The 25,362-nt window shown below is 67.3% G+C and carries 30 protein-coding genes and 1 pseudogene; 22 read left to right on the forward strand and 9 right to left on the reverse strand.

The window, feature by feature from the left end:
• The first annotated feature begins 132 nt into the window (after nucleotides 1-132).
• Nucleotides 133-1,083 carry a DMT family transporter gene (locus Q0996_RS01105; protein ID WP_299615122.1) on the forward strand — a complete coding sequence of 317 codons (951 nt, stop codon included), beginning with the start codon at nucleotides 133-135 and terminating at the stop codon, nucleotides 1,081-1,083.
• 27 nt (nucleotides 1,084-1,110) lie between these two features.
• Here Q0996_RS01105 and rho read toward each other — a convergent pair whose 3' ends face one another.
• From rho to hemE, 4 genes are all read right to left on the reverse strand, one after another.
• Nucleotides 1,111-2,367 carry a transcription termination factor Rho gene (rho, locus tag Q0996_RS01110; protein ID WP_299615124.1) on the reverse strand — a complete coding sequence of 419 codons (1,257 nt, stop codon included), beginning with the start codon at nucleotides 2,365-2,367 and terminating at the stop codon, nucleotides 1,111-1,113.
• Between the two features lie 281 nt (nucleotides 2,368-2,648).
• Nucleotides 2,649-3,092 carry a protoporphyrinogen oxidase HemJ gene (gene hemJ / locus Q0996_RS01115; protein ID WP_299615126.1) on the reverse strand — a complete coding sequence of 148 codons (444 nt, stop codon included), beginning with the start codon at nucleotides 3,090-3,092 and terminating at the stop codon, nucleotides 2,649-2,651.
• 11 nt (nucleotides 3,093-3,103) lie between these two features.
• The gene (gene hemH / locus Q0996_RS01120; protein ID WP_299615128.1) at nucleotides 3,104-4,156 is read right to left on the reverse strand and encodes a ferrochelatase; all 1,053 of its coding nucleotides are present in this window, start codon (nucleotides 4,154-4,156) and stop codon (nucleotides 3,104-3,106) included.
• Nucleotides 4,157-4,160: 4 nt separating this feature from the next.
• Nucleotides 4,161-5,222, reverse strand: a complete 1,062-nt coding sequence (gene hemE / locus Q0996_RS01125; RefSeq protein WP_299615130.1) for a uroporphyrinogen decarboxylase — start codon at nucleotides 5,220-5,222, stop codon at nucleotides 4,161-4,163.
• Between the two features lie 570 nt (nucleotides 5,223-5,792).
• Here hemE and Q0996_RS01130 point away from each other — a divergent pair.
• From Q0996_RS01130 to dnaQ, 5 genes are read left to right on the forward strand one after another with little or no spacing between them, the layout of a single operon-like run.
• The gene (locus Q0996_RS01130) at nucleotides 5,793-6,614 is read left to right on the forward strand and encodes a pyruvate, water dikinase regulatory protein (RefSeq protein WP_299615132.1); all 822 of its coding nucleotides are present in this window, start codon (nucleotides 5,793-5,795) and stop codon (nucleotides 6,612-6,614) included.
• A 32-nt stretch (nucleotides 6,615-6,646) separates the two neighbouring features.
• Nucleotides 6,647-7,255, forward strand: coding sequence for a Maf family protein (locus tag Q0996_RS01135; protein WP_322096621.1), 609 nt, complete (start codon nucleotides 6,647-6,649; stop codon nucleotides 7,253-7,255).
• Nucleotides 7,252-8,091: a shikimate dehydrogenase gene (locus tag Q0996_RS01140; RefSeq protein ID WP_299615136.1), complete on the forward strand. Its 840-nt coding sequence runs from the start codon at nucleotides 7,252-7,254 to the stop codon at nucleotides 8,089-8,091. Before Q0996_RS01135 ends, Q0996_RS01140 begins: the two co-directional genes overlap by 4 nt.
• Before the next feature lie 6 nt (nucleotides 8,092-8,097).
• Nucleotides 8,098-8,736, forward strand: a complete 639-nt coding sequence (gene coaE / locus Q0996_RS01145; RefSeq protein ID WP_299615138.1) for a dephospho-CoA kinase — start codon at nucleotides 8,098-8,100, stop codon at nucleotides 8,734-8,736.
• On the forward strand, nucleotides 8,736-9,407 hold the full coding sequence (gene dnaQ, locus Q0996_RS01150; RefSeq protein ID WP_299615140.1) for a DNA polymerase III subunit epsilon: 672 nt from the start codon (nucleotides 8,736-8,738) through the stop codon (nucleotides 9,405-9,407). Before coaE ends, dnaQ begins: the two co-directional genes overlap by 1 nt.
• A 192-nt stretch (nucleotides 9,408-9,599) precedes the next feature.
• Here the strand turns inward: dnaQ and secB are convergent.
• The 3 genes and pseudogenes from secB to Q0996_RS01165 form a co-directional block, all read right to left on the reverse strand.
• Nucleotides 9,600-10,043: pseudogene (secB, locus tag Q0996_RS01155) on the reverse strand (protein-export chaperone SecB); the annotation flags it as partial.
• A gap of 94 nt (nucleotides 10,044-10,137) precedes the next feature.
• On the reverse strand, nucleotides 10,138-10,683 hold the full coding sequence (locus Q0996_RS01160; RefSeq protein WP_299615144.1) for a histidine phosphatase family protein: 546 nt from the start codon (nucleotides 10,681-10,683) through the stop codon (nucleotides 10,138-10,140).
• Entirely contained in the window at nucleotides 10,680-11,234 is a 555-nt protein-coding gene (locus tag Q0996_RS01165; RefSeq protein ID WP_299615146.1) for an FxsA family protein, read from the reverse strand. Before Q0996_RS01165 ends, Q0996_RS01160 begins: the two co-directional genes overlap by 4 nt.
• Nucleotides 11,235-11,323: 89 nt before the next feature.
• On the opposite strand from Q0996_RS01165, the gene Q0996_RS01170 reads away from it, so the two are divergent.
• The 9 genes from Q0996_RS01170 to Q0996_RS01210 all read left to right on the forward strand — a co-directional run bounded on the left by Q0996_RS01170 (nucleotide 11,324) and on the right by Q0996_RS01210 (nucleotide 18,548).
• A complete protein-coding gene (locus Q0996_RS01170; RefSeq protein ID WP_299615148.1) occupies nucleotides 11,324-12,052 on the forward strand; it encodes a Tim44/TimA family putative adaptor protein in 729 nt (242 codons plus the stop codon).
• 10 nt (nucleotides 12,053-12,062) lie between these two features.
• Nucleotides 12,063-13,322, forward strand: a complete 1,260-nt coding sequence (locus Q0996_RS01175) for a murein transglycosylase A (protein ID WP_299615150.1) — start codon at nucleotides 12,063-12,065, stop codon at nucleotides 13,320-13,322.
• A 111-nt stretch (nucleotides 13,323-13,433) separates the two neighbouring features.
• On the forward strand, nucleotides 13,434-14,228 hold the full coding sequence (locus tag Q0996_RS01180; RefSeq protein WP_299615152.1) for a (Fe-S)-binding protein: 795 nt from the start codon (nucleotides 13,434-13,436) through the stop codon (nucleotides 14,226-14,228).
• Nucleotides 14,229-14,230: 2 nt separating this feature from the next.
• Nucleotides 14,231-15,661 (forward strand): LutB/LldF family L-lactate oxidation iron-sulfur protein, encoded by a 1,431-nt coding sequence (locus tag Q0996_RS01185; protein WP_299615231.1) that lies wholly within the window; start codon nucleotides 14,231-14,233, stop codon nucleotides 15,659-15,661.
• Nucleotides 15,658-16,374, forward strand: coding sequence for a lactate utilization protein (locus Q0996_RS01190; RefSeq protein ID WP_299615154.1), 717 nt, complete (start codon nucleotides 15,658-15,660; stop codon nucleotides 16,372-16,374). Before Q0996_RS01185 ends, Q0996_RS01190 begins: the two co-directional genes overlap by 4 nt.
• A gap of 17 nt (nucleotides 16,375-16,391) precedes the next feature.
• On the forward strand, nucleotides 16,392-16,991 hold the full coding sequence (locus Q0996_RS01195; protein ID WP_299615156.1) for a Smr/MutS family protein: 600 nt from the start codon (nucleotides 16,392-16,394) through the stop codon (nucleotides 16,989-16,991).
• An 83-nt stretch (nucleotides 16,992-17,074) separates the two neighbouring features.
• Nucleotides 17,075-17,590 carry a GFA family protein gene (locus Q0996_RS01200; protein WP_299615158.1) on the forward strand — a complete coding sequence of 172 codons (516 nt, stop codon included), beginning with the start codon at nucleotides 17,075-17,077 and terminating at the stop codon, nucleotides 17,588-17,590.
• Nucleotides 17,587-17,997, forward strand: a complete 411-nt coding sequence (locus Q0996_RS01205; RefSeq protein WP_299615160.1) for a helix-turn-helix domain-containing protein — start codon at nucleotides 17,587-17,589, stop codon at nucleotides 17,995-17,997. The genes Q0996_RS01200 and Q0996_RS01205 overlap by 4 nt, the downstream gene beginning before the upstream one ends.
• Nucleotides 17,994-18,548, forward strand: a complete 555-nt coding sequence (locus tag Q0996_RS01210) for a PAS domain-containing protein (RefSeq protein ID WP_299615162.1) — start codon at nucleotides 17,994-17,996, stop codon at nucleotides 18,546-18,548. Before Q0996_RS01205 ends, Q0996_RS01210 begins: the two co-directional genes overlap by 4 nt.
• A 64-nt stretch (nucleotides 18,549-18,612) precedes the next feature.
• On the opposite strand, the gene hslU is transcribed toward Q0996_RS01210, so the two are convergent.
• The gene (hslU, locus tag Q0996_RS01215) at nucleotides 18,613-19,938 is read right to left on the reverse strand and encodes an ATP-dependent protease ATPase subunit HslU (protein ID WP_299615164.1); all 1,326 of its coding nucleotides are present in this window, start codon (nucleotides 19,936-19,938) and stop codon (nucleotides 18,613-18,615) included.
• 15 nt (nucleotides 19,939-19,953) lie between these two features.
• A complete protein-coding gene (gene hslV, locus Q0996_RS01220; RefSeq protein ID WP_299615166.1) occupies nucleotides 19,954-20,574 on the reverse strand; it encodes an ATP-dependent protease subunit HslV in 621 nt (206 codons plus the stop codon).
• A gap of 174 nt (nucleotides 20,575-20,748) precedes the next feature.
• Here hslV and hisB point away from each other — a divergent pair, with 174 nt between their 5' ends.
• From hisB to Q0996_RS01255, 7 genes are all read left to right on the forward strand, one after another.
• Nucleotides 20,749-21,336, forward strand: coding sequence for an imidazoleglycerol-phosphate dehydratase HisB (gene hisB, locus Q0996_RS01225; RefSeq protein WP_299615167.1), 588 nt, complete (start codon nucleotides 20,749-20,751; stop codon nucleotides 21,334-21,336).
• A 50-nt stretch (nucleotides 21,337-21,386) separates the two neighbouring features.
• The gene (gene hisH, locus Q0996_RS01230; RefSeq protein ID WP_299615169.1) at nucleotides 21,387-22,058 is read left to right on the forward strand and encodes an imidazole glycerol phosphate synthase subunit HisH; all 672 of its coding nucleotides are present in this window, start codon (nucleotides 21,387-21,389) and stop codon (nucleotides 22,056-22,058) included.
• On the forward strand, nucleotides 22,055-22,618 hold the full coding sequence (locus tag Q0996_RS01235; protein ID WP_299615171.1) for a GNAT family N-acetyltransferase: 564 nt from the start codon (nucleotides 22,055-22,057) through the stop codon (nucleotides 22,616-22,618). The genes hisH and Q0996_RS01235 overlap by 4 nt, the downstream gene beginning before the upstream one ends.
• Before the next feature lie 53 nt (nucleotides 22,619-22,671).
• Entirely contained in the window at nucleotides 22,672-23,427 is a 756-nt protein-coding gene (gene hisA, locus Q0996_RS01240) for a 1-(5-phosphoribosyl)-5-[(5-phosphoribosylamino)methylideneamino]imidazole-4-carboxamide isomerase (RefSeq protein ID WP_299615173.1), read from the forward strand.
• On the forward strand, nucleotides 23,421-24,200 hold the full coding sequence (gene hisF, locus Q0996_RS01245) for an imidazole glycerol phosphate synthase subunit HisF (RefSeq protein WP_299615175.1): 780 nt from the start codon (nucleotides 23,421-23,423) through the stop codon (nucleotides 24,198-24,200). Before hisA ends, hisF begins: the two co-directional genes overlap by 7 nt.
• 150 nt (nucleotides 24,201-24,350) lie before the next feature.
• Nucleotides 24,351-24,701, forward strand: a complete 351-nt coding sequence (locus tag Q0996_RS01250) for a phosphoribosyl-ATP diphosphatase (RefSeq protein ID WP_299615177.1) — start codon at nucleotides 24,351-24,353, stop codon at nucleotides 24,699-24,701.
• Between the two features lie 77 nt (nucleotides 24,702-24,778).
• A complete protein-coding gene (locus tag Q0996_RS01255; RefSeq protein ID WP_299615179.1) occupies nucleotides 24,779-25,147 on the forward strand; it encodes a histidine triad nucleotide-binding protein in 369 nt (122 codons plus the stop codon).
• Nucleotides 25,148-25,362: the final 215 nt, after the last annotated feature.

The following is a 25,362-nucleotide window of genomic DNA, read 5'->3' on the forward strand; positions in this document are numbered from 1 at the left end:
GAATCTATGAAATAATGTGATGAAGATCCAATATATTTTTCACCAATCTGTACTCGGCTACCATGGTGGTCTTTGGTCCCGGCGGTCCCTCGCGGTGAGGGTCGATGAGGGAGCCATCACGAGGGCTCGGTCATGGTGCAAAAAGCGGAGGCAAGACCTCAGCGGACGGCGGAGGGGATCGCCCTGATCCTGGGCTCCGTGCTGGCGATGGCCACTGCCGATGCGGTGGTGAAGCTGGTCAGCGCGGAGGTGACTCTGTGGCAGCTATTCACCGCGCGGGCCCTCGTGGCCATCCCGGTCCTGATCGCCCTGGCGCGCGCAAGCGGCCTGCGCCTCCGGCTGCGCGCACCCGGGTGGGCGCTGCTCCGCTCAGGGCTCCTGGTGCTCACTTGGCTGGTCTACTATGCCGCGCTGCCGGTGCTCAGCCTGTCCACCGCGGCGGTCGCCATCTACACCGGCCCGATCCTGATCGCCCTGTTCTCCGCGGCCCTGATCGGCGAAGCGGTCACCGCGCGCCAATGGGCCGGCGTGCTGATCGGCTTTGTCGGCGTGATGGCGATCCTGCAGCCCGGTGGCGATGCCTTCTCCTGGTTCACGCTCCTGCCCCTGCTGGGCGCGGTTTTCTATGCGCTGGCCATGGTGCTCACCCGCAGCAAGTGCCAGGACGAGGCGCCCCTCACCCTGGTCCTCGTGCTGCACGGCGCGTTCCTCTTCGCCGGTCTGGCCGCGACGGGACTGCTTGCCGTCCTCGACCTCGGCGCCGACACGACATCACTCTTCCCGTTCCTGCTCGGAGATTGGCAAGCGATGGGCTTGCCGGAATGGGGCTTCATGGCCCTGCTCGGTCTGCTCTCGGCCGCCTATTTCGTCGGCGTGGCCCGCGCCTATCAGATCGCGCAGCCGTCGATCATCGCCACCTTCGACTATGCCTATCTGGTCTGGGCGAGTTTGTGGGGCTTCGTTCTCTTCGCCGAGCGGCCCGGGCCCCTCACCATTGCCGGCATGGTCTCGATCACCCTGGCGGGCTTGCTGGTCGCTGCACCGTCTCCGAACAAGATGGCGGAAGACACCGCACGACCGTAGCCGCGTCGGCCGAAGCCGGCGCGGCGGCTACTGATTCATCGAGTCGAAGAAGTCCTGGTTGGTCTTCTGCTGCTTCAGCTTGTCCACCAGGAAGTCAATGGAATCGGTGACGCCCATGGGCATGAGGATGCGGCGCAGGACCCACATCTTCGAAAGCGTGCCCTTGTCGACCAGCAGTTCTTCCTTGCGGGTGCCGGATTTGCCGATGTCGATGGCCGGGAAGGTGCGCTTGTCGGCCAGCTTGCGGTCGAGGACGATTTCCGAGTTACCGGTGCCCTTGAACTCTTCGAAGATGACTTCGTCCATGCGGCTGCCGGTATCGATCAGCGCAGTGGCGATGATGGTCAGGGAGCCACCTTCCTCGATATTTCGAGCGGCACCGAAGAATCGTTTCGGGCGTTGCAGCGCGTTGGCGTCGACGCCGCCGGTCAACACCTTGCCGGAGCTCGGCACCACGGTGTTGTAGGCGCGCGCCAGGCGGGTGATAGAGTCCAACAGGATCACCACGTCCTTCTTGTGCTCCACTAGGCGCTTGGCCTTCTCGATCACCATCTCGGCGACCTGCACGTGGCGGCTGGCCGGCTCGTCGAAGGTGGAGCTCACCACCTCGCCCTTCACCGAGCGGTCCATGTCCGTCACCTCTTCCGGGCGCTCGTCGATCAGGAGGACGATGAGGAAGATTTCCGGATGGTTGGCCGCGATGGACTTGGCGATGTTCTGCAGGATCATGGTCTTGCCGGTGCGCGGCGGCGCCACGATCAGGGCGCGCTGGCCCTTGCCGATGGGCGCCGTCAGGTCGATCACCCGCGGGGTCAGATCCTTGGTGGTGGGATCTTCGATCTCCAGAGTGACCTTCTCGTCCGGATAGAGCGGGGTCAGGTTGTCGAAGTTGATGCGGTGGCGGGAGTTCTCCGGCGGATCGAAGTTGATCTCGCTGACCTTCAGGAGGGCGAAGTAGCGCTCGCCGTCCTTGGGCGCGCGGATCTGCCCTTCCACCGTGTCGCCGGTGCGCAGACCGAAGCGGCGCACCTGGCTGGGGCTCACGTAGATGTCATCGGGGCCGGCCAGGTAGTTGGACTCCGGCGAGCGCAGGAACCCGAAGCCGTCCTGCAGAATCTCCAGAACGCCGCGCCCGTAGATCGGCTGATCGTTTTCCGCCAGATGCTTGAGGATCGCGAACATCATGTCCTGCTTCCGCAGGGTGCTGGCATTCTCGATTTCCAGCTCTTCGGCAAAGGCCAGGAGGTCCGCCGGAGACTTGGCTTTCAGTTCTTGAAGGTTCATGGGCGCTTACGCCTGTGCTCGATCGAAGGGAGGGATAGCTGTCTGGCCTGCATCTGCACCGCGACGGGGTCACTCGAGGGGGATGCGTAGGAGAGGCGACGAGGACCGCCGGGGCGGGGAAGAATTCCCAACTACAGCCTATACTTGGCTGGTTAATGAAATATGACTCGACATATGGGATCAGCACCGCCGGACGGCAAGGTGCTTAGGACTGGCGATGGTTACTGCAAGCGGGGTGGGAAGTCAAGCAAGGGCGGTACCGCCAAAGCCCCGCCGACCGATCAAAAGGGTTTCACCACCGCCAGGATGACGATGCCCACCATCAGCAAGGCCGGGACTTCGTTCATCACCCGGTAGAACCGCTCGCTGTGGCGATTGTTGTCCTCGGCAAAGGCGCGGCGCCAGCCGGCAGCGGCCATGTGGAGGCCGGTCAGGATCACCAGCAAGGTCAATTTGGCGTGAAACCAGCCCTCGGTCCAGGCCTCCAGATGGGCCGCAAGGCCCAGCCCCGCCAACCACGCCACAATCATCGAGGGGGTCATGATGGCGCGCAGCAGGCGCCGCTCCATGACCTTGAAGGTCTCCGACTGGGCTGAGCCGACCTCGGCCTGACAGTGATAGACGAACAACCGCGGCAGATAGAGAAAGGCCGCCATCCAGGCGATCACCGCCAGGATGTGCAGGCTTTTGACCCAGAGATAGGCTTCGCCCAGAAAGCCGCCCATAGCCGTCGCCTCTAGCTCCTTGTGTGGGGACAGCCCGCCCACTGGGCCGGGCAGAAGCGTCCCCCGATGTGGGAGCAGAGCACCTGCTCCGCCGTGCGCAGGTGCAGGATCTGTTCCGCCAGGCCCTCAATGAATTCGCTGTCGTCGGCGACCGTGGGCACGCGCAGATAGACCGGCACGCCGGCCTCCTCCGCCAGCTTGCGATACTCGATGTCCAACTCCACCAGGGTCTCGGAGTGTTCGGAGACGAAGGCGATGGGCACTACAATCACCGGCCGGCCTTCCCGCCCGGCGCGCTCGATCTCCGCATCGGTGGAGGGGCCGATCCACTCCAGCGGCCCGACCCGGCTCTGATAGCAGACCGCCCAGTCGAGGTTGACCTCCCCCATGGCGCGCACCACCGCGGCCACCGACTGCTCCACCTGCCACTGATAGGGATCGCCTTGGGCCACGATTTTCTTCGGCAGGCCGTGGGCGGAAAAGAGTACCCGCGGCGGGGTGTCGTGCTCCAGATCGCGCAACGCGGCGCGCAGCCCCTTGGCTGTCGCCGCAACAAAGCCGCGGTCTTCCGGATAACAGCAGAGCGTCCGGCTGGGCCCCGTGATCCCGGCGGCCCGGGCTTCGCGCTCCCACTCCCGAAGCGAGGAGGCCGAGGTCGTGGTGGAGAACTGTGGATAGAGCGGGACCAGCAGCACCTGGTCCGGCCCATAGGCCGCGACCTCCCGTGCCGTCTCCGCCGCCCGCGGATGCCAATAGCGCATGGCGATGAACACCTGCCACTCGTCCTCAGCCCCGGCCAGCTCATCCCCAGCCAGCTTGGCCTGCAGCGCACGGGTCTGCGCCTCGGTATTGGGCAACAGCGGCGACCCGCCGCCCAACTCCCGATAGATCTCCTGCGCCACGGGGGCGCGGCGCCGGGAGATGACCTTGGCGAGCAGCCAGCGCAGAGGCCCGGGCAGGCGGATGATGGCCGGGTCGTTGAAGAGATTGAACAGAAAGGGCTCGACGGCGTCCGGGCGATCCGGTCCCCCGAGGTTGAAGACGACGACGGCAATGCGGCTCATGACGCTAGCCCGCGCGCCGTTCCGCCGCGGTCCAGCCGCGAATCTGTTCCAGCATCGCCTCGACGTGATCGAGCGGCGTCTGCGGAACGATTCCGTGGCCCAGGTTGAATATGAACGGCCCGCCGCCCAGCTCCTGCAGGATCCGCTCGATGTCTCCCCGCAGACCCTCGCCGCCGGCGACCAGCCGCAGCGGGTCGAGATTGCCCTGAACGGTGAGCTTCGACTGTAGTTCCTCCCGCGCCCAGGCGAGGGGCAGGGTGGTGTCGAGGCCGAGGGCGTCGGCCCCGCTGTCTTGCGCAAAGTCGCGGTACAGCAGGCCTGCGCCCCGCGGGAAGAGGATCACCGGAACCTGCGGCCGCTCCGCCTTGATGCGCGCGGTGAGCGCCTTTGCCGGTCCCAGACACCAGCGGCGCAGAGCCTCCTCGGGCCAGACGCCGGCCCAGGAATCGAAGATCTGGACCACCTCGGCCCCGGCGTCGATCTGGGCGATGAGATAGTCCCCCGTCGCCTCCACCAGCAGATCGATCAGCCGCTGAAAGTCCTCCGTCGCGCCATAGGCCCAGCGCTTGCCGGCGGCGAAATCCTTGCTCGACCCCCCTTCCAGCATGTAGCTGGCCACCGTCCAGGGCGCACCGGCAAAGCCGATGAGGGTGACCTCCGCCGGCAGTTCCTCCCTCAGGCGGCGCACGGTTTCGTAGACCGCTGCCAGAGCCTCGTGCAGACCGTCCTGTGAAAGCCGCGCCAGATCCTCCGGCCTCTGGATTGCCTCGAGCTGTGGCCCGCGACCCTCCTCGAACCACACCTTTTGGCCGAGGGCATGGGGAATGACCAGAATGTCGGAAAACAGGATGGCCGCGTCGAAGCCATAGCGCCGGATCGGCTGCAGGGTGGCTTCCACGGCCAGGTCCGGTGTCAGGCAGAAGTCCAGAAAGCTTTTGGCCTGACCGCGCAGCGCCCGATACTCCGGCAGGTAGCGCCCCGCCTGGCGCATCAGCCAGATCGGCGGGCGTGGAAGCGTTTCTCCCCGAAGCGCGCTTAGCAGGAGTTTGTCGCTGGTTTGGTTCACGGACACTCTTCTCACAGACAGGACCGACGACTGCGTAACGTCGCCTGTTTGCTGTTTAGTCCGGCGACCCACGAACAGACAAGATGGCGTTTTCCACGGTGATGGCAAAGCCTTCTTCTTCCAAAACTTAATTTGAAAGCTTTTGGGTTTCTGTTGTTGATCCCTGTGAGTCCTGGGGATCTGCGCTTTGCATGAACTTGTCCAGCGAGTCATCCGCAGCGCCGGAACCGAGGGGCGAGGTTGTGGGTTGCATGTGGACACGGGCGGTCCGGAGGACAGGAAAGGGCCTGAGATCCCGCTTGCTTGCACAAAGCCGACTGGCAAGGGATAACGGGGAAAACCGGGGTACCGGGCCCCTGCCTATCGCTTCGGGGCGGCTGTGGGCGCATCTGTTCGAAGAAGAAAGACTCGCCTGATGAATGACGGAGTGGATGTGACGAATCTTCGGCGTGGTGGTTCGGACGCCGGTTTTCCCACGCCTTTCCAGCGAGCTGCACAAGTCATTCACAGAATCGCTGGCCGCGGAGTCGCCTTTGGCGGAAGCGGCGCGGCCCTGGTGGAGCGCCCGTCATGACGGCCCATCACCTGCATCTCGTGTCCGATTCGACCGGCGAGACCATCAACTCTGTCGCCCGCGCCTGCCTCGTTCAGTTCAGTGGCGTCGACCCGATCGAGCACGTCTGGAGCCTGGTGCGCACCCGGGGAATGATGAACAAGGTGGTGCGCCAGATCGAGGCTCACCCGGGCCCGGTGCTCTACACTTTGGTCAACCTGGAACTGCGCGACCAGCTTACCAGTTGCTGCCTGCAGCTCGGCGTGCCCTGCATCGCCATCCTCGATCCGGTGATCCACACCATGGCCAGCTATTTCGGCGCGGAGATGAAAGGCACGCCGGGGCTGCAGCATGCCCTGGATGCCGAGTACTTCAGCCGCATGGACGCCATGACCTTTGCCCTGACCCACGACGACGGGCAGCACTGCAGCGACATCTCCAAGGCGGATATCATTCTGGTGGGCGTGTCGCGCACCTCCAAGACGCCGACCTGCATGTATCTCGCCAACCGCGGGATCAAGGCGGCCAACGTGCCGGTCGTGCCGGGTTGCCCGATGCCCGATGAACTGTTGAGCGCCAACGGCCCGCTGATCATCGGCCTGACCAAGGATCCTTCGCGTCTGGTCCAGGTGCGGCAGAACCGGCTGCGCATGCTGACCGACGACAAGCAGGAAACCGACTATGTGAACCTGGAAGCCGTGCGCCAGGAAATCGCTCAGGCGCGGCGCTTCTGTGTCGAGCACGGCTGGCCGCTGATCGACGTGACCCGCCGTTCCATCGAGGAAACCGCGGCGACAATTCTCAACTACTATGCGCGGCATATCGGCGCCGAGCCATGACTCAGACGGCTGCCGATTCACCCCCGGTGTTGATGGCGGCGGAGGCGCCAGTCCTAGTCCTCGCCTCTGCCAGCGCCGTGCGCCGCCGGCTGTTGAGCGCCGCCGGTATCGTCTTTCATGCCGAAGCGGCCGCGGTCGACGAGGCGGCGGTCAAGGAATCCCTGAAGGCCGAGGGCGCCACCGCGGGTCAGGCCGCCGAAACACTGGCCGAACTGAAGGCCCAGCGGTTGTCGAGCAAGGACCCGGGCGCCCTGGTGATCGGCGCCGACCAGATCCTCACCTGCAACGAGGTCTGGTTCGACAAGCCGCCGGACCGTGGTCATGCCGCCGCCCATCTCCGCGCCCTCACCGGCAAGACCCACCAGCTTCACACGGCCGTCTGCGTGGTGCGCGGCGGGGCGCGGCTCTGGCATCACAACGCCGCGCCGAGCCTGACCATGCGGTCGCTGAGCGATGCTTTCATTGCCGCCTATCTAGAGACGGTCGGCAAAGATGCCCTGAGTTCGGTGGGTGCCTATCAGCTTGAGGGTCCGGGCGCGCAACTTTTCGCCGCCGTGGAGGGCGATTACTTCACGATCCTGGGCCTCCCGCTATTGCCGCTGCTGGACTTCCTGCGCGCCAACCGGGTGCTGCCGGCATGAGCCTCACCGGCAAGGCGGCCCTGGCCGGCGTGGTGGGCTGGCCCATCGCCCATTCGCGTTCGCCACGGCTTCACGGTTATTGGCTGGAGACCTACGGGATCGACGGCGCCTATCTGCCCCTGGCGGTCAGGCCGGAAGAACTGGAAACCGCGCTCCGTGGCTTGGCGGCCGCCGGTTTCCGCGGAGTGAACCTGACCATTCCCCACAAGGAACAGGTCCTGGCGCTCTGCGACCGGTTGGAGGAGACGGCTGAGCGCATCGGCGCGGTGAATACCCTGGTCTTTGACGGGGGACGGATCCACGGCTCCAACAGCGATGCTTTCGGCTTCATCGAAAACCTGAAAGCGGGCGCGGCCGGGCATGACCTGACTGCTGCGCCGACCGTCCTGCTCGGCGCCGGCGGGGCCGCCCGCGCGGTGGCCGTCGCCCTGATCGAGGCCAGCGTGCCGGCGCTGCGCATCTGCAACCGCAGCCCGGAGCGGTCGGCGGCGCTGGCGGCCGAACTGGGTGCGGCGGCAACCGCATTGCCCTGGGCGCAGCGGGCGGACGCGCTGGACGACATCGGGCTGCTGGTCAACAGCACCTCTCTCGGCATGAGCGGCCAGCCGTCCCTGGAGATCGCGCTGGACAGGCTCGCGCCCTCCGCCTTGGTGACCGACCTGGTTTACAGCCCGCTGGAGACCGAGCTTCTGGCCGCAGCGCGGGCGCGAGGCTGCCGCACGGTGGATGGTCTCGGCATGCTGCTCCACCAGGCCAGGCCCGGCTTTCGGGCCTGGTTCGGGGTCGAGCCGGAGGTTACCCAGACGCTGCGCGACTTCGTGCTTGGGGAGCCCTAGCGGGCGATGCTGGTCATCGGCCTCACCGGATCCATCGGCATGGGCAAGTCCACCGCCGCCGGAATGCTGCGGCGCCTGGGACTGCCGGTCCATGACGCCGACGCCGCGGTCCACGGACTGATGGCCCGTGGCGGGGCGGCGGTCGCGGCGGTGGAGGCGGCCTTTCCGGGGGTGAGCGAGGCCGGGGCTGTCGACCGCCGGCGGTTGGCGGCACGGGTTCTGGGAGATCCGGCCGCGCTGGACCGGCTGGAGGCCATTCTGCACCCGCTGGCGCGGGCATCGGCCCGGGCGTTCCTTGCCCGCCAAGCCCGGCTCGGCCGGCCGATGGCGGTGCTGGAGATCCCGCTGCTCTTCGAGACCGGCGGCGATGAACTCTGCGACGCGGTGATCGTCGTCTCCGCGCCGCCCTCGACGCAGCGGGCCCGCGTGCTTGCCCGTCCGGGGATGACCGAGGCCCGCTATCGGGCGATCCTCGAGCGGCAGATGACCGATCAAGAAAAACGCCGGCGGGCGGACTTCGTCGTCCAGACGGGCCTGGACAAGGCCCATGCCTTGCGCCAACTCCGCGCCATCGTCAGACTGTTGCGCGAGCGCGGCGCCGACTGGCGTCCGCCCCTGCACAAGCTCTTCAGGAGATACGCCTAGTGCGCGAGATCGTGCTGGACACCGAAACCACCGGCCTGGACCCGGCGGCGGGCCACCGCGTCGTGGAAGTGGCGGGCCTTGAGTTGTTGAACCACATGCCCACGGGCCGCACCTTTCGGGAGTACATCAACCCCGAGCGCGACATGCCGGAAGAGGCCGAGAAGATCCACGGCCTCAGTGCCGCTTTTTTGGCCGACAAGCCGCGCTTTGCGGAGATCGCCCAGCCGTTCCTCGATTTCATCGGCGAGGCCAAGCTGGTGATTCACAACGCCCAGTTCGACATGAAGTTTCTCAATGCCGAGCTGAACGCCGCCGGCCTGCCGCGGCTGGCGGTCGACCGCGCAGTCGACACGGTGGCCCTGGCGCGCAAGCGCTTTCCCGGCGGCCAGGTCAGCCTGGATGCGCTCTGCCGGCGCTTCGAGATCGACAATTCGGAGCGCACCTTTCACGGCGCTCTGCTCGACTGCGAGCTCTTGGCGGAGGTCTATCTCGAACTCTGTGGCGGGCGCCAGCCGGGGCTGACTCTGGAGCAGCGCCGGCAGCCGATGGCGCAACTGCAGCCCCTCGCCCGCGACGCCCGCCCGGCGCGGCCGCATAGCCCGACGCCCGACGAGCAAGCGGCCCACGAGGCGATGCTGCAGAAGCTGACCGATCCGGTCTGGCGCCAGTAGGGCCGGCGAGCCGAGCTGCGATCCGGGACGTTTTCGAAAGAAGTTTCGGGCTTAGGCCTGGCCGTTCGCCGAGGCACCGGCATCCGCGGCTGTCTTGCCGTCGGTTGTGGTCTCCGGCTGTTCGCCCGCATCGCTGCCTTCGGACGCGGCGCCCTCGTCAGTCGCTTCACCAGCGCCTTCGCCGGCCCCCTCACCGGCTTGCGCCATCTTGCGGCTGAGATACATCTGGCCGAAGTCGATGGGGTTCATGATCAGCGGCGGAAAGCCCCCGTCGCGGGTGTCGTCGGCCAAGATGGCGCGGGCGAAGGGGAAGAGGAAGCGCGGCACCTCGATCATCAGCATCTGCTCGCGCACCTTTTCGTCCAGGTTCTCGGCGATGGTCACCACCGCGGCATAGTCGAGCTCCGCCAGGAAGGCCGTGGTCTCGCCGATCTTCGCCTCGGCGCGCAGGCCGAGGATGACCTCGTAGATGGCACCCTGCAGGTGGGACGGCGTCACCTCCACGTTGACGTTGAGTTGCGGACTCTCCTTGCGCATGGTGCCGTAGATGCTGGGCGCGTTGGGATTCTCGAAAGAGTGATCCTTGACGTACTGGCTGTTGATGGTGAGCGGTGCTTGCGCGGCTTCTTCGGCCATTCGCGCCTCCTGTGATGATCGGCCGGCTTGGCTATCACGGATCGCCGCGATACACAACAAAGGCACCCGGTACGGCCCCGACGGCAGCCTGAATCTAAAGCGTCGCCGAGACCTCGCCTACGTGCGGGTCGAAACGCAGGGCCACGCCATTGGCCACCGCTTCGCCGGTCAGCCCGCGAATGAAGCCCCAGTGGGTGACCACCAGGAGCTTGTCCCAGTTCTCGTCGCCAGCAATGCTGTCCAGGAAACCCGCGCAGCGGATCGCCAGAGCATCCTCGGTCTCTTCTTCCTCCGGCCACCAGCGCTCCGGCAGGCCGCCGAACGCGAAAGCCGGCCAGCGTGCCGTCAGATCGCTGCGGTGGCTGCCGATGTCACAGGTAAAGAAGTAGCGCTCGCGCACCTGCGGATCGATGCTGACCGGCAGCCCCAGGCGCTCGGCGATGATTTCGGCTGTATGCAGAGTGCGCCAGTAGGGGCTGGCGATGATCCGTTCGATCCCGCGACCGGACAGATCCTCCGCCGCTGCCTGCGCCTGGCGCTCGCCTTCCTCGGTGAGACCCGGATCGACGATCCCCGGGTCTTTGCGGGTCGCGGAGAAGTGAACGTTGAAATGGGACTGGCCGTGGCGGACGAGGATCAAGGTCCTAGCCTCCGCGGCGGATCCGGGTCGTTCCGGCCCCCGCTACGCCCGCTGCCGCCTGGGCCGCCAGGGCTATCATCGACTTCCTCGAACTCGCCATCGATCACGCCCCCCGGGCGCCGCTTGTCCCGATTCCACGAGTTGGGGTCGATTTCCTGGCCGTCCACGAAAATCCGGGTCCGCCCGGCCGCCCCACGTTGGGCAAGGCGGTGGCCGATATAGCGGCGCAAAGCCTCGCGGAAGGGCGGGACGAAGAGCAGCAGTCCCAGGGCGTCGGTCACGAATCCGGGCACCAGCAGCAGGGCCCCTGCCAGCACCAGGCAGATCCCCTCGAACATCTCCCGGGCGGGAAGCTGGCCCTGGTCCATCTGGGCGCGGGCGCGCATCAGGGTGGTCAGGCCCTGGGCACGCAGCAGCATGCTGCCGGCCAGCGCCGTGGCCACGGTGGCGCCGATTGTCGGCCACACGCCGAGGGCTCCGCCGACCTCAATAAACACAGCGATTTCAATCAGCGGAACACCAATAAAGACAGCGAGCAGAATTAGGGCCATACTTGCTCTTTCTTCACCAGTTGCCTACATAATGCCCATAAACCGGGCGGCAAGGCCAGCCGCGGCACGCCTCACAGATTGCAGAGCAGATGAGCGACGGCAGTCTCCTTGAAATAGTGATCCTTGCTGCAGTCGCAGCCTTTTTTGTCTTCAAGCTGCGCTCGGTGCTGGGCAAGCGCACCGGCCACGAGAAGCCGGACTTCGATCCTTTCCGCCAGCGCCAGCGGGAGGGCGAAGGCGAGGACGAGAAGGTCATCCAACTGCCGGACCGGGCCCAGGAGCGGACCAAGGGCGCAAAAATCTCACAAGAAGAACTGCTGGACCGTCCGAAGCCCGATCAGGCCGAAGCCGGCGGGGACGAATCGCCGCTGGCCGCCGGGGTCACCCAGATCAGGCTGGCGGACCGCGACTTCGATCCCTCCCAGTTCCTGGCCGGCGCCCGGGGCGCCTTCGAGTTGATCGTCGCGGCCTTCGCACAGGGCGACAGCAAGAGCCTGCGCCCCTTGCTGGCCAACGAGGTCTATGAGGACTTCAGCGGCGCCATCAAGGACCGCGAAAGCCGCAACGAGAACCTGGAAACCACCCTGATCGGCATCACTTCGGTGGATCTGATCGAAGCGGAGATGCAGCAGAAGACGGCCTTCGTCACGGTGAAGTTCGTGTCCGAACAGGTCAACGTGACCCGCGATGCCGAAGGGCGGATCGTGGAGGGCAACCCCAACGAGGTGACCACCATCACCGACATCTGGACCTTTGCCCGCAACACCCGCAGCCGGGACCCCAACTGGACGCTGGTTGCCACCCGCAGCCCCAACTGACCGGGCGCCCTTGTCTGCCGGTCGAGGCGCTTGGCGCAGGCATCGCCGGACGCTCCTGCAGGCAAGCCTTTCCATCGTTTTTCTGAGTTTTGTCGCCGCCTGTAACGGCGAGGCGCCGCAGCAGGAGCGTGCAGAGCCGGCGCCCGCGCAACCCTCGGAGGCGCCGACCGCTCCGGCCCTGCTGCTGACCCCTGTCGACTACGCCGATCTTCCCGGCTGGACTGAGGATCCCCTGGCCGAGGCCCTTCCGGCGCTGCGGCGCTCCTGCGCACGTCTCACCGTGCAGCCGGCGGAACGGCCGGTGGGCCCCGACGGGCTGGCGGGCACGGTAAGCGACTGGATGGAGCCCTGCCGGGCCTTCGGTGAAGCCGCCGGCGACGACGCGGCGCTGCGCCAGCTCATCGAGGCGGCCTTCCGGCCCTTCGCGGTTTCCCATGCGGGCGAGACCGAGGGTCTCTTCACCGGCTACTACGAAGCGGAGTTGAAGGGGACCCGCGATCCAAAGGCACCGGGGGCAACGCCGCTCTACCGCGTGCCCGCGGATCTTGTGACTGTCGACCTCGGGCGCTTCCGCGCGGATCTGCGCGGCAAGCATCTGGTCGGGCGGGTCAGCGACGGGCGGCTGGTTCCCTATCTGACCCGCAAGCAGATCGACGGCGGCGCGCTGGCCGGACAAGGCGCGGAGCTGCTTTGGGCCGCGGACCCGGTGGACGTCTTTTTTCTGCACGTCCAGGGCTCCGGGCGAGTGGTCTATCCCGACGGCAGCACCACGCGGGTCGGTTTCGCCGGCTCCAACGGTCACACCTTCTACGCCATCGGACGGGCCCTCATCGACGAAGGGCTGATCGACCGCAAGAAAGCCTCGATGCAGTCGATCCGCGACTGGCTACGGGCCCACCCGGAGAAGGCCCGCGAGGTCATGCAGCGCAATGCCCGCTACATCTTCTTTCGGGAGATCACCGGCGAGGGGCCCATCGGCGCCCAGGGGGTGGCGCTGACCCCCGGGCGCAGCCTGGCGGTGGATTCCGGGTTGCTTCCCCTCGGCGTGCCGCTCTATCTCGACACCACCTGGCCCGCCACCGACCGGCCGCTGCGCCGGCTGATGGTGGCCCAGGACGTCGGCAGCGCCATCAAGGGCGCGGTGCGCGGCGACTTCTACTGGGGCTCCGGCGAGCCCGCCTTGGCCCAGGCCGGCCGCATGAAGCAAAAGGGGCGCTACTTCCTGCTGCTCCCCAAGGCGGTGGCCGAGCGGCGGCAGCAGGCGAGCTAGCCCGCCCGAGGCACCATGATCGCCGTCAAGCCGGTGCTGCCGCTTGCTTTTCCAAATTGGTAATACCATTATCGCTGGGAACAAGAACCGCAGGGAGTGAGAGGACCGCCCATGGCTGAATCGCGGCCCCGCGTCGGCCTTTTCGTCACCTGCCTGGTCGACCTGATCCGCCCCTCGGTGGGCTTTGCCGCCGTGAAACTGTTGGAACAGGCGGGCTGCGACGTCTCCGTCCCGCGGGCCCAGACCTGCTGCGGCCAGCCGGCCTACAATTCCGGCGACCGCGCCGACACCAAGGCCATCGCCGAACAGGTGATCGCCGCTTTTGCCGGTTACGACTATGTGGTGGCGCCCTCGGGCTCCTGCGCGTCCATGATCAAGAAGCACTACCCCGGCCTCTTCGCCGACGATCCGCCGCTGCGCGCCAAGGCCGAGGAACTGGCGGCGCGCACCCACGAGCTGGTCTCCTTCCTCGCCGACGTGCGGGGGGTGGAGGCGGTGGAGTCCTCATTCAGCGGTGCCGTCACCTATCACGACTCCTGCTCGGGCCTGCGCGAGCTGGGGGTCGAGGCGCAGCCGCGCAAGCTGCTGGACAGCGTTCCCGGCGTCGAAATCCGCGAGATGGAGGAGTCCAACGTCTGCTGCGGCTTCGGCGGCACCTTCTGCGTCAAATACCCCGACATCTCCAACAAGATGGTGACCAACAAGGCGGGCTTCATCGCCGCCAGCGGCGCCGACACCCTGCTGGCCGGCGATCTCGGCTGCCTGATGAACATGGCCGGCAAGCTGCAGCGCCAGGGCGTGCCGGTGAAGGCCCGCCACGTGGCGGAGGTGCTGGCCGACATGGCGGACCGCCCGGCCATCGGCGAACCCGGTCAAGCGGGCGATCCGGCTGGGGGTGCGGGCTGATGCTGCAGAGCAGTTCCCCGGCTTTCAAGGAGAACGCCCGCGCGGCGCTGGCCGACCAGACCCTGCAGAAGGCCCTGGGCAACGTGAAGGCGGGCTTCATCGGCAAGCGCGCCAAGGCCCGCGCCCGCCTGCCGGAGTTCGAGGACCTGCGCGATGCCGCCCGCGATATCAAGAACCACACCCTGGCGAACCTGGACTTCTACCTCGAACGCTATGAAGAGAAGGTGCTGGCCAGCGGCGGCCAGGTGCATTGGGCGGCCACCGCCGAAGAGGCGCGCAACGCCATCCTGACGATCTGCCGCGATGCCGGCGCCAAGGTGGTGACCAAGGGCAAGTCCATGATCTCCGAGGAGATCGGCCTCAACGCCCATCTGGAAGAGGCCGGCCTGGATGTGGTGGAAACCGACCTCGGCGAATACATCATCCAGCTTCGCCACGAAACGCCGAGCCATATCATCGCGCCGGCGGTGCACCTGACCAAGGACCAGGTCGAAGCCGACTTCCGCCACCACCACGACGAACTGCCCGCCGACCGCAGCCTCGTCGAACCGGAGCAACTGGTGGCAGAAGCCCGGCAGATGCTGCGCCACCGCTACCTGGAGGCCGACGTCGGCATCACCGGCGCCAATTTCCTGGTGGCGGAGACCGGCACCTCGATCATCGTCACCAACGAGGGCAACGGCGATCTCACTCAATGCCTGCCGAAGGTCCACATCGTCATCGCCAGCCTGGAGAAGGTGGTTCCCAATCTGGAGGACGCCACGACGATCCTCCGTGTGCTGGCGCGCTCGGCCACCGGCCAGGAGTTATCCGCCTACACCACGTTTTCCACCGGGCCGCGCCGGCCCGAAGACCTGGACGGGCCGGAGCAGTACCACGTGATCCTGCTGGACAACGGGCGCAGCCAGATGCTGGGCGGCGAGTTCCAGGACATGCTGCGCTGCATCCGCTGCGGCGCCTGCATGAACCACTGTCCGGTCTATCACGCCGTCGGCGGCCATGCTTACGGTTGGGTCTATCCCGGGCCCATGGGCGCGGTGCTGACCCCCAGCCTGATCGGCGTCGACGAGGCGGGGCACCTGCCCAACGCCTCCACCTTCTGCGGGCGCTGCGAGTCGGTCTGCCCCATGCGCATCCCGCTGCCGCGCATGATGCGCCATTGGCGCGAGCGGGAGTTCGAACGCCACCTCAGCCCCAAGGCGGTGCGCTTCGGGCTCGCCTTCTGGGCCTTCTTCGCGCGGCGGCCGGCGCTCTATCACCGGCTCCTCGGCCTCAAGATGCGGGTGCTCGGCGCCTTGGGCCGCGCCCAGGGCCGCTTCAACGCCCTGCCCTTCGCCGGCGGCTGGACGAAGCACCGCGACTTCCCGGCCCCGCAAGGCAAGACCTTCCAGCAGCTCTGGGCCGAGCGGCAGAAGGGCGGAGCGGGATCATGAGCGAGGCGCGCCCGAACGGCAGCAAGGGCCAGATCATGGCGGCGCTGCGCCGCTCCCTGAAGCGTGAGCAGCCCGCGCCGGAGGAGCGCCGCCTGCTGGAGGAGCGCCTGGCACAGCCCCGGGCCGGCCTGATCCCGGCGCGCGGCCAGCGCGACCACGCGGCGCAGCTCGACCTCCTGGAAGAAATGCTGACCGAGCTTTCGGCCACCGTTGCGCGTCTCGACGATGCGGCCGAGGTGCCCCAGGCCGTCGCCGACTATCTGAAGAGCGAGAACCTGCCGCCGCGTCTGCGCCTGGCCCCGCGCGAGGACCTGCGCGTCCTGCCCTGGGACAGCCAGCCACTGTTGGAGGTGACCGAGGGCAGCGCCCAGGAAACGGATCCCACCGCCGTGACCGGCGCCTTCGCCGGCATCGCCGAGACCGGGACCCTCGTGATGGCTTCGGGAGCCGAGGCGCCGATTACCCTCAACTTCCTGCCGGAGAACCACATCGTCGTGCTGCGGGCCTCCGACGTCGTCGGGGCCTACGAGGAAGCCTGGACCCGCCTGCGCGCGCGCTTCGGCAATGGGACCATGCCCCGGGCGGTGAACATGATCACCGGGCCCTCGCGCACCGGCGATATCGAACAGACCATCCTCTTGGGCGCCCATGGGCCGCGCCGCCTCCATGTCCTGCTGATCGAGGACGCGGAGCAGCCGGCGGCCGCGGACTGACGATCCGGCGGGCCGCCATGACCGGCAAGCGCAAATCGCCCCCTTCCGGCCTCTCGCCGGAAGACCGCCGCCTCTGGCGCCACGTCGCCGACCAGGCCGCGCCGCTCAGCGGCCGCGACAAACTACGCTCCCGGGCCGACGACCTGCTCGGCGACGATGGACAGCCGAACCTGCGCAAGGATGCTGCGGGACCGGTCGCAGGCCCCTCCAGACCCAGGGCACAGCCGCGGACATCCGCGGCGCCGGGCGCGACCCGGCGGCCGGAGGCAGCGCTCACCCATGGCAGCCGTGATGGCCTCGACCGCCGCAAGGCCGACCGCTTCCGCCGCGGCAAGCTGCCCATCGAGGCGACCCTCGACCTGCACGGCCTGCGCCAGAGCGAGGCCCATGGCCGCCTCGAGCGATTCCTCGCCGACTGTCAGGGCGAGGGCAAACGCTGTGTGCTGGTGGTCACCGGCAAAGGCGTCCACAAGGACCAGGGCGGCGTGTTGCGCGCCGCGGTGCCCCGCTGGCTGAACGAGGCGCCGAACCGCGCCCGCGTGCTCTCCTTCGACTACGCCCAGCAGAAGCACGGCGGCACCGGCGCGCTCTACGTGCTGCTTCGCAAGAGGCGCTGATCGGGGCCAAGCAGGAATCGCCTTCCGCGGCAAAAGTCGCTAAACTCCGATCCGGTTATTTTCCGGGGAGCCAGGGAGCGAGCGTGCAGCACCTCGAAGGATCCTGCCACTGCGGCGCCGTGCGCTTTTCGGTGTCCTCACGAGCCGCGGTGCCCTACATGCGCTGCTACTGCTCGATCTGCCGCAAGACGGCGGGCGGCGGCGGCTACGCCATCAATCTCTCCGGCGAGGCCGCGAGCCTCAGCGTCGAGGGCGAGGAGCACGTCACCGTCTATCAGGCGAAAGGGACCGGGCGCGACCCCGAGGAGGCCAGCCCGGCGCGCCGGCACTTCTGCAAGCACTGCGGCTCCGCCCTCTATGTCTTCGACCCGCGCTGGCCGGAGCTGCTGCACCCCTTCGCCTCGGCCATCGACACGCCCCTGCCGGCGGCGCCGGAAAGCGTCTGCATCATGCTGGAGTTCAAACCGGGCTGGGTGCAGCTTCCACCGGATGCCGACCGCGCCGATTGCTATGCCGGCTATCCCGACGACTCCCTGGCGGACTGGCACAGGAAGCACGGCCTCTATGATGAGACGGACGGGGAGCAGGGGGCCTCGTGACGCCCTTCGGTGAAAAGCTGCGGGCCATCCGGGCCGAGCGCAAGCTGGCGCTGAAGGACATGGCGGCCGGCCTGCAGGTCTCCCCGGCCTATCTCTCGGCCATGGAACACGGCCGCCGCGGCAAACCCAGCCGGCGCTTCGTCCACCGGGTCTGCCAGTACCTCGGCATCATCTGGGACGACGCCGAGGAGCTGCAGCGTCTCGCCGACCTCTCCCATCCGCGCATCGCTGTGGACACCGCCGGGCTCGATCCCAAGGCGACCCTGCTGGCCAACCTGCTGGCGCAGCGTATCGGCGACCTGGACGGTCCCGACCTGGAGCGCCTGCTGGCGGTGGTCGATCCGGAGGGCGCTGCCCGGGAAGGGCCTGGCCAGGGCGAAGACGCCGAAAGCGGGGCCGGGCCTTGAACGGCAGCAGGCCGAGCGCCGAGATCACGGAGCTGCCGCTGCGCCAGTTGTACGACTATTGGACCGCCAAGCGCGGCAACCGCTCCTGGCCCGCCCGCGCGGACATCCTGCCCTCGGAGATCCCTACCGTCCTGCCCTTCGTCATGCTGACCGACGTACTGGACGCCGGGACAGCCGGGGCCCCTGACAGGGGCGGCCTGCAGTTCCGCCTGCGCCTCGTCGGCACCGACGTCGCCTTCGGCATCGACCCCACCGGCCAGCTCCTGCACGAGGCGGTGCCGGAAGGTCCCTACCGCGACCACATCACCGCTCTGTTCAGCCGCGGCGCGGCGGGGCCAGGGGCGCTCTACAGCCGCACCCGCTATAACTATGCGGAGATCACCGGGCCGCGCACCATCGCCCGCATCTTTATGCCGCTGGCCGCGGACGGCGAGGCCATCGACATGATGCTGATCGGCCAGATGCGCGACCGCCAGATCCACGCCGATCACTCCGCCTGGCAGGCCAATCCTCCGGCCATCCACGAAGAGTTCGAACTGCGGCTGCCGTAGTTGTTGAATTCGGCGCCGGGCGGGGAAGTGGGCTGGAACCGCTTCGACGTAAGTCGATCAGACCCTAAAGAATGAACTTCGACAGGTCGGCGTTCTTGGAGAGTTCGCCGACGCGGCTTTGCACCAACTCGGCATCGATGGTGATGGTCTCGCCGCTGCGGTCGGTGGCGGTGAAGGAGATCTCCTCCAGCAGCTTTTCCAGCACCGTGTGCAGCCGCCGGGCGCCGATGTTCTCCACCGAGGAGTTGATCTCGGCGGAGAGGTCGGCCAGGGCGTCGATGGAGTCCTCGGTGAAATCCAGGGTCACCCCTTCCGTGTCCATCAGCGCCTTGTACTGGCGGATCAGGCTGTTCTCCGGCTCGGTCAGGATGCGCTTGAAGTCGTCGCGGGTGAGCGCGTCCAGCTCCACACGGATCGGCAGGCGCCCCTGCAGCTCGGCCAGCATGTCGGCGGGCTTGGCCATGTGAAAGGCGCCGGAGGCGATGAACAGGATGTGGTCGGTGCGCACCGCGCCGTGCTTGGTGGCCACCGTCGTACCCTCGATCAGCGGCAGCAGGTCGCGCTGCACGCCCTCGCGGGAGACGTCGGCGCCGGCCCGGTCGGAGCGGGCGGTGATCTTGTCGATCTCGTCGAGGAAGACGATGCCGTTCTGCTCGACGGTGGAAATCGCGCTGGAAACGACGCTCTCCTCGTCCAGCAGCTTGTCGCTCTCTTCAGCCAGCAGCACCTCGTGGGACTCGGCCACGCTCATGCGCCGCTGCCTGCGGCGCCCGCCCAGCGCCTTGCCGAAGATGTCCCCCAGGTTCAGCATGCCCATGGAGGCGCCGGGCATGCCGGGGATCTCCATGGTGGGGAGCTGCAGGCCGCCGCTGTCTTGGACCTCGACCTCGATCTCGCGGTCGTCCAGCTCGCCCTGGCGCAGCATGCGGCGGAACTTCTGGCGGGTATCGCCACTGGAATTGGCGCCCACCAGGGCGTCCAGCACCCGCTCCTCGGCGTTCAGTTCGGCCTGGGCCTTGACCTCCTGGCGCTGGCGCTCGCGGATCATGTGGATGGCGATCTCCACCAGATCGCGGACGATCTGCTCCACGTCGCGGCCGACGTAGCCGACCTCGGTGAACTTGGTGGCCTCCACCTTAAGGAAGGGGGCCTGGGCCAGGCGCGCCAGGCGGCGGGCGATCTCGGTCTTGCCGACGCCGGTGGGGCCGATCATCAGGATGTTCTTGGGCAGGACTTCTTCGCGCAGCTCTTCGGGCAACTGCTGGCGGCGCCAGCGGTTGCGCAGGGCGATGGCCACCGCGCGCTTGGCGTCGTTCTGGCCGACGATGAAGCGGTCCAGCTCCGACACGATTTCGCGCGGGCTGAAGAAGGCGCTGTTGGTCTCGGTCATGGCGGTCGGCGCCCCTCAGCCCTTCGGCTCGGGCGCCGTGGCTGCGGAACCCGTGGCCTTGCCCGCGGTGGCGGGCAGGCTCTCGATGACGATGCTGTCGTTGGTATAGATGCAGATATCGGCGGCGATGGCCATGGCTTTGGCCGCGATGGCCTCGGCGTCGAGGCCGTCGATATCATGAAGCGCGCGGGCCGCCGAAAGGGCGAAGGCGCCGCCGGAGCCGATGCCGATGAGGCCGTCTTCCGGCTCCAGCACGTCTCCGGTGCCGGTGAGCACCAGGGAGGTGGAGGTATCGGCCACCGCCATCATCGCCTCCAGCCGGCGCAGGTAGCGGTCGGTGCGCCAGTCCTTGGCCAGTTCCACGCAGGCGCGGGTCAACTGGTCGGGATAGGTCTCCAGCTTCGCCTCCAGGCGCTCGAAGAGGGTGAAGGCATCGGCGGTCGCCCCGGCAAAGCCGGCGATCACCTTGTCCTTGCCCAGGCGGCGCACCTTGCGGGCGTTGGATTTCATCACCGTGTTGCCGAAGCTGACCTGGCCGTCGCCGGCGACCACCACCCTGTCGCCCTTGCGGACGGAGAGGATTGTGGTCCCGTGCCAGACGGGGTGTCGGCCTTGAGAAGGTTCGTTTTCGGACATGGAGGTTCACATGGGCAAAGGCGGCAGCCGGGTCAAGCGGGATTTCCGCCAGATTGACCGCTTCTGGGGCGGCGTCAAGGGTTCTGGCATAACCCGGACCTTCCTGTTACAAGGGCGCCTTCGTTTTCATCCATGGATGGCAGGGAAGCCTCCGTTTCCGGGGGGCAGTAGGACATGCGCCGGGCAACAGTCGAGCGAAACACCAGTGAAACCAGGATCAGCGCCAGCGTGAACCTGGATGGCACGGGCAGCTATGAGGTGAGCACGGGGATCGGATTCCTCGATCACATGCTCGAGCAGCTTTCGCGCCACAGCCTCATCGACATCGCGCTGAAGGCCGAGGGCGATCTGCATATCGATGCCCACCATACAACCGAAGATAGTGGAATCGTGCTGGGCCAGGCGGTCGCCCAGGCGCTGGGGGACCGCAAGGGGATCTGGCGCTACGGCGCGGCGCTCATTCCCATGGACGAGACCCTGAGCCGGGTGGCGCTGGACGCCTCCAACCGGCCCTATCTTATCTGGAAGGTGGCCTTCAGCCAGGACCGGCTGGGCACCATGGACAGCGAGCTCTTCAAGGAGTGGTTTCAGGCCTTTGCCCAGCACGCGGGGCTCACCCTCCATGTCGAAAACCTCTATGGAACCAACAACCACCATATCGTCGAGTCCTGTTACAAGGGACTGGCCCGGGCCCTGCGCGAGGCGATCCAGATCGACCCCCGCAAGGCCGATGCCGTGCCCTCCACCAAGGGCAGCCTCTAGGGAGCGGCATGCCGGCCGATAGGCCACCGGCGTGCGATTTTAGGACATCAATGAGCGTTGCGATCATCGACTATGGCTCGGGCAACCTGCGCTCGGCCGCCAAATCGCTGGAACGCGCCGCCGCGGCGGTGGGCGGCGGCCCGGTGCTGGTGACCGACGATCCGGAAGTCGTGCGCGGCGCCGACCGCGTGGTCCTGCCCGGGGTCGGGGCCTTCGGGGACTGCCGCGGCGGCCTGCACGGCCTGCCGGGCATGGTCGAAGCGCTGGAAGAGACCGTGATTGCCAAGGGGCGGCCGTTTCTGGGGATCTGTGTCGGCATGCAACTCATGGCCGCCCGCGGCCTGGAGCACGGCAGCCATCCCGGCTTCGGCTGGATTCCCGGCGACGTGGTGGCCCTGACGCCGGAGGAGCCGCCGGGTGGCCTGAATGGGACGGACTGTCCGTCTTTGAAGGTTCCGCACATGGGCTGGAACAGCCTGACGCTGCAGGGCGAAGGCCACACAGTCCTGGCAGAACTGCCCCGGCCTTCCTATGTGTATTTCGTTCACAGCTATCACCTGCGCCCGACGCAGCCCGAACACCTGCTCGCCACGGTCGATTACGGCGGGCCGGTCACCGCCATTGTCGGGCGGGACAATCTGGTGGGAACCCAGTTCCACCCGGAGAAGAGCCAGGCTGTCGGCCTCCGGTTTCTGTCGAATTTCTTGAGGTGGTCTCCATGACGGTCAGTGATACCCGTACCCAGATTTCCATGGATCGGCTGACCGGCTTTCACGGGCCGGACCTTCATGACCTCTGCGATGCCGCCGAGGCAGCGATCCTCGACGGCGGCGGCTTCGGCTGGCTCAGTCCGCCGCCGCGCCAGACCATGGAAACCTACTGGCAGGGCGTGCTGCTGGTGCCGGAGCGCGAGCTTTTCGTCGGCCGCCTGGACGACACCATCGCCGGCTCCGCGCAGTTGGTTCGCCCGCCGCGTAACAACGAGGCCCAGACCCTCACCGGCCAGCTCACAACCTTTTTCGTGGCACCCTGGGCGCGCGGCCACGGCCTGGCGGCGGGACTCGTCCGGAAGGTCGAGGAAGCCGCCCGCCAGAACGGTCTCAGGGTCCTCAACATGGACATTCGGGAAACCCAGAAGCGGGCCATCGAGGTGGTGGAGCAGTCGGGCTACGTGCGCTGGGGCACCCATCCCCACTATGCCTGGGTCGACGACCGCTGGGTCACCGGCTTCTTCTACTACAAGGATCTCATGGGCAACGGCGCCCTGCCGAGCGAGGATTGAGGTGTTGGCGCTTCGCGCAGCCTTGGTGCCGTTCTAGAAAGACCACCATTTCGATGATCCTTTTTCCCGCCATCGACCTGAAGGACGGCAAGGCCGTGCGCCTGATCCGCGGCGCCATGGACTCGGCCACCGTGTTCAACGACGACCCCGCGGCCCAGGCCCGCGTCTTCGCCGAACAGGGCTTCCAATGGCTTCATCTGGTGGACCTCAACGGCGCCTTCGAAGGCCGGCCGGTGAACGCCGCCGCTGTGGAGGCCATCGTTTCGGCGGTCGATATCCCCATCCAGCTCGGCGGCGGCATCCGCGATCTGGCGACCGTCGAGCGCTGGCTGGAGCTCGGCCTGGCGCGGGTGATTCTCGGCACCGTCGCGGTGAAGAACCCGGCGCTGGTCCGCGAAGCCTGCCGCGCCTTTCCCGGGCGCATCGTCCTCGGCATCGATGCCCGCGCCGGCCGCGTCGCGGTGGAGGGCTGGGCCGAGGTCAGCGAGATCTCGGCGCTGGATCTCGCGCGCCGCTTCGAAGACGCCGGGGCTGCTGCCATCGTCTACACCGATATCGAGCGGGACGGCGCGCTGGAAGGCGCCAACGTGGCCGCGACCTACGAACTGGCGAAGGATATCGCCACACCGGTCATCGCCTCCGGCGGGGTTGCCTCCCTCGACGACATCGCCGCCTTCCAGGCCATCGCCGATGCCGGGATCGAGGGCGTGATCTCCGGCCGCGCCCTCTACGACGGGCGCCTCGACCCGGCCTCCGCCCTCGCCCTCCTGGCCGGGCCGGCGGAAACAGGCGAGAGCACCTCATGCTGACCATCCGGGTGATCCCCTGCCTGGACGTGAAGGACGGGCGGGTCGTCAAGGGCGTGAACTTCGTCGACCTGCGCGATGCCGGCGATCCCGTCGAGCACGCCACGGTCTATGACGCGGCCGGCGCCGACGAGCTCTGCTTTCTCGACATCACCGCCAGCCACGAGAAACGCGGCATCCTGCTGGACGTGGTCCGCCGCACGGCGGAGCAGTGCTTCATGCCGCTCACCGTGGGCGGCGGCGTGCGCACCCTGGACGACATCCGCCAGCTCCTGCTGGCCGGGGCCGACAAGGTCTCCATCAACACCGCCGCTGTTCAGAACCCCGACTTCGTGCGCCAGGCGGCGGAGAAGTTCGGCAGCCAGTGCATCGTCGTTGCCGTCGACGCGAAAGCCGTCGGCAAGGGTTCCGATGGCGGCGCGAAGTTCGAGATCTTCACCCACGGCGGGCGTAAGCCCACGGGGCTCGACGCGGTCGACTGGTCGCGGCGGCTCTGCGATCTCGGCGCCGGGGAAATCCTCCTCACCTCCATGGACCGCGACGGCACCAAGCAGGGCTACGACCTGCCGCTCACACGGGCGGTGGCCGATGCGGTGCCGGTGCCGGTGATCGCCTCCGGCGGGGTCGGCAGCCTGGACCACCTGGCCGCCGGGGTGCGTGACGGCCATGCCTCGGCCGTGCTCGCCGCCTCGATCTTTCACTTCGGCACCCATTCCATCGCCGAGGCTAAGGCGGCCATGGCGGCGGCGGGCCTGCCCATGCGCCCGGCGTCCTGAAGCCTGTCCGGGCCGGCCGGATGGGGCCCGCCCTGCGCCGCGGTTACCCACGTAAATTCCACAGTCGTACCACGACCTGGCGGCGTGACAGGCCGGCGAATTCCTGTTACGCCTCAAGCATCTGCTGATATGGCTAGGGATCACCATCCTATGAAGCGCGGCGCCCACAACGGTTCCCTCAACGGCTCGGTTCTCGATTGCCTCTATGACGTCATCGAAAGCCGGCGCGGTGCGGACCCGGAGAGCTCGCACACCGCCAAGCTGTTCGACCGGGGGATCGACAAGATCGCCCAGAAGGTCGGCGAGGAGGCGGTGGAGACGGTGGTCGAAGCGGTGCGCGAACGCCGCCAGGGCGTGATCGACGAGTCGGCCGACCTGCTCTATCACCTGCTGGTGCTCTGGGCCGAAAGCGGCGTGAAGCCGAAGCACGTCTGGGCAGCGCTGGAGGGCCGCAAGGGCATCTCCGGGATCGTCGAAAAGGCATCGCGCGCCCACGGCTGACGGACCCGGCGGCCAGGCAAGAGGGCACGGGGCAAGAGGGGCCGGCGCAAGAACGGGCACGGCAAGAGGGGGGCGGCATGGCCTACGACGAGAACAACATCTTCGCCAAGATCCTGCGTGGCGAGATTCCCTGCAACAGGGTCTACGAGGACGACCACGTCCTGGCCTTTCACGACATCCAGCCCCAGGCCAAGGTGCATGTGCTGGTGATCCCCAAGGGAGCCTACGTCTCCTTCAACGACTTCTCGGCCCAGGCGTCCGAGGCGGAGATCACAGGCTTCTTCCGCGCCGCCGGCAAGATCGCCCGGGATTTGGGCGTGGAGACCGAGGGCTACCGCATCCTCGCCAACACCGGCCGCCACGGCCACCAGGAAGTACCCCACTTCCACCTCCACATCTTCGGCGGCCAGCCCCTCGGCCGCATGATCAAACCGCCACAGCTTTAGGCACGCAGCCGTCCCCGAAGACGCGCTGACTTAAGGCCCCCCTCACCCAGCTCCGGCTAGGTTCGGTCTGCGACCTCACCAAGCCTGCGCAGCCCTCTCCCACGGTGGGGAGAGGGATTCGTTGGGTGGTCTCAGCGGAAGTGGAATGTTGCGGATATATTTCGATCAATTCCGAAGTGTGTTTATACTTTGGGATGCACGGTTCTTGCCCCACG

Source organism: Pelagibius sp. (assembly GCF_028289705.1).
Classification (GTDB): Bacteria; Pseudomonadota; Alphaproteobacteria; order Kiloniellales; family Kiloniellaceae; genus Pelagibius.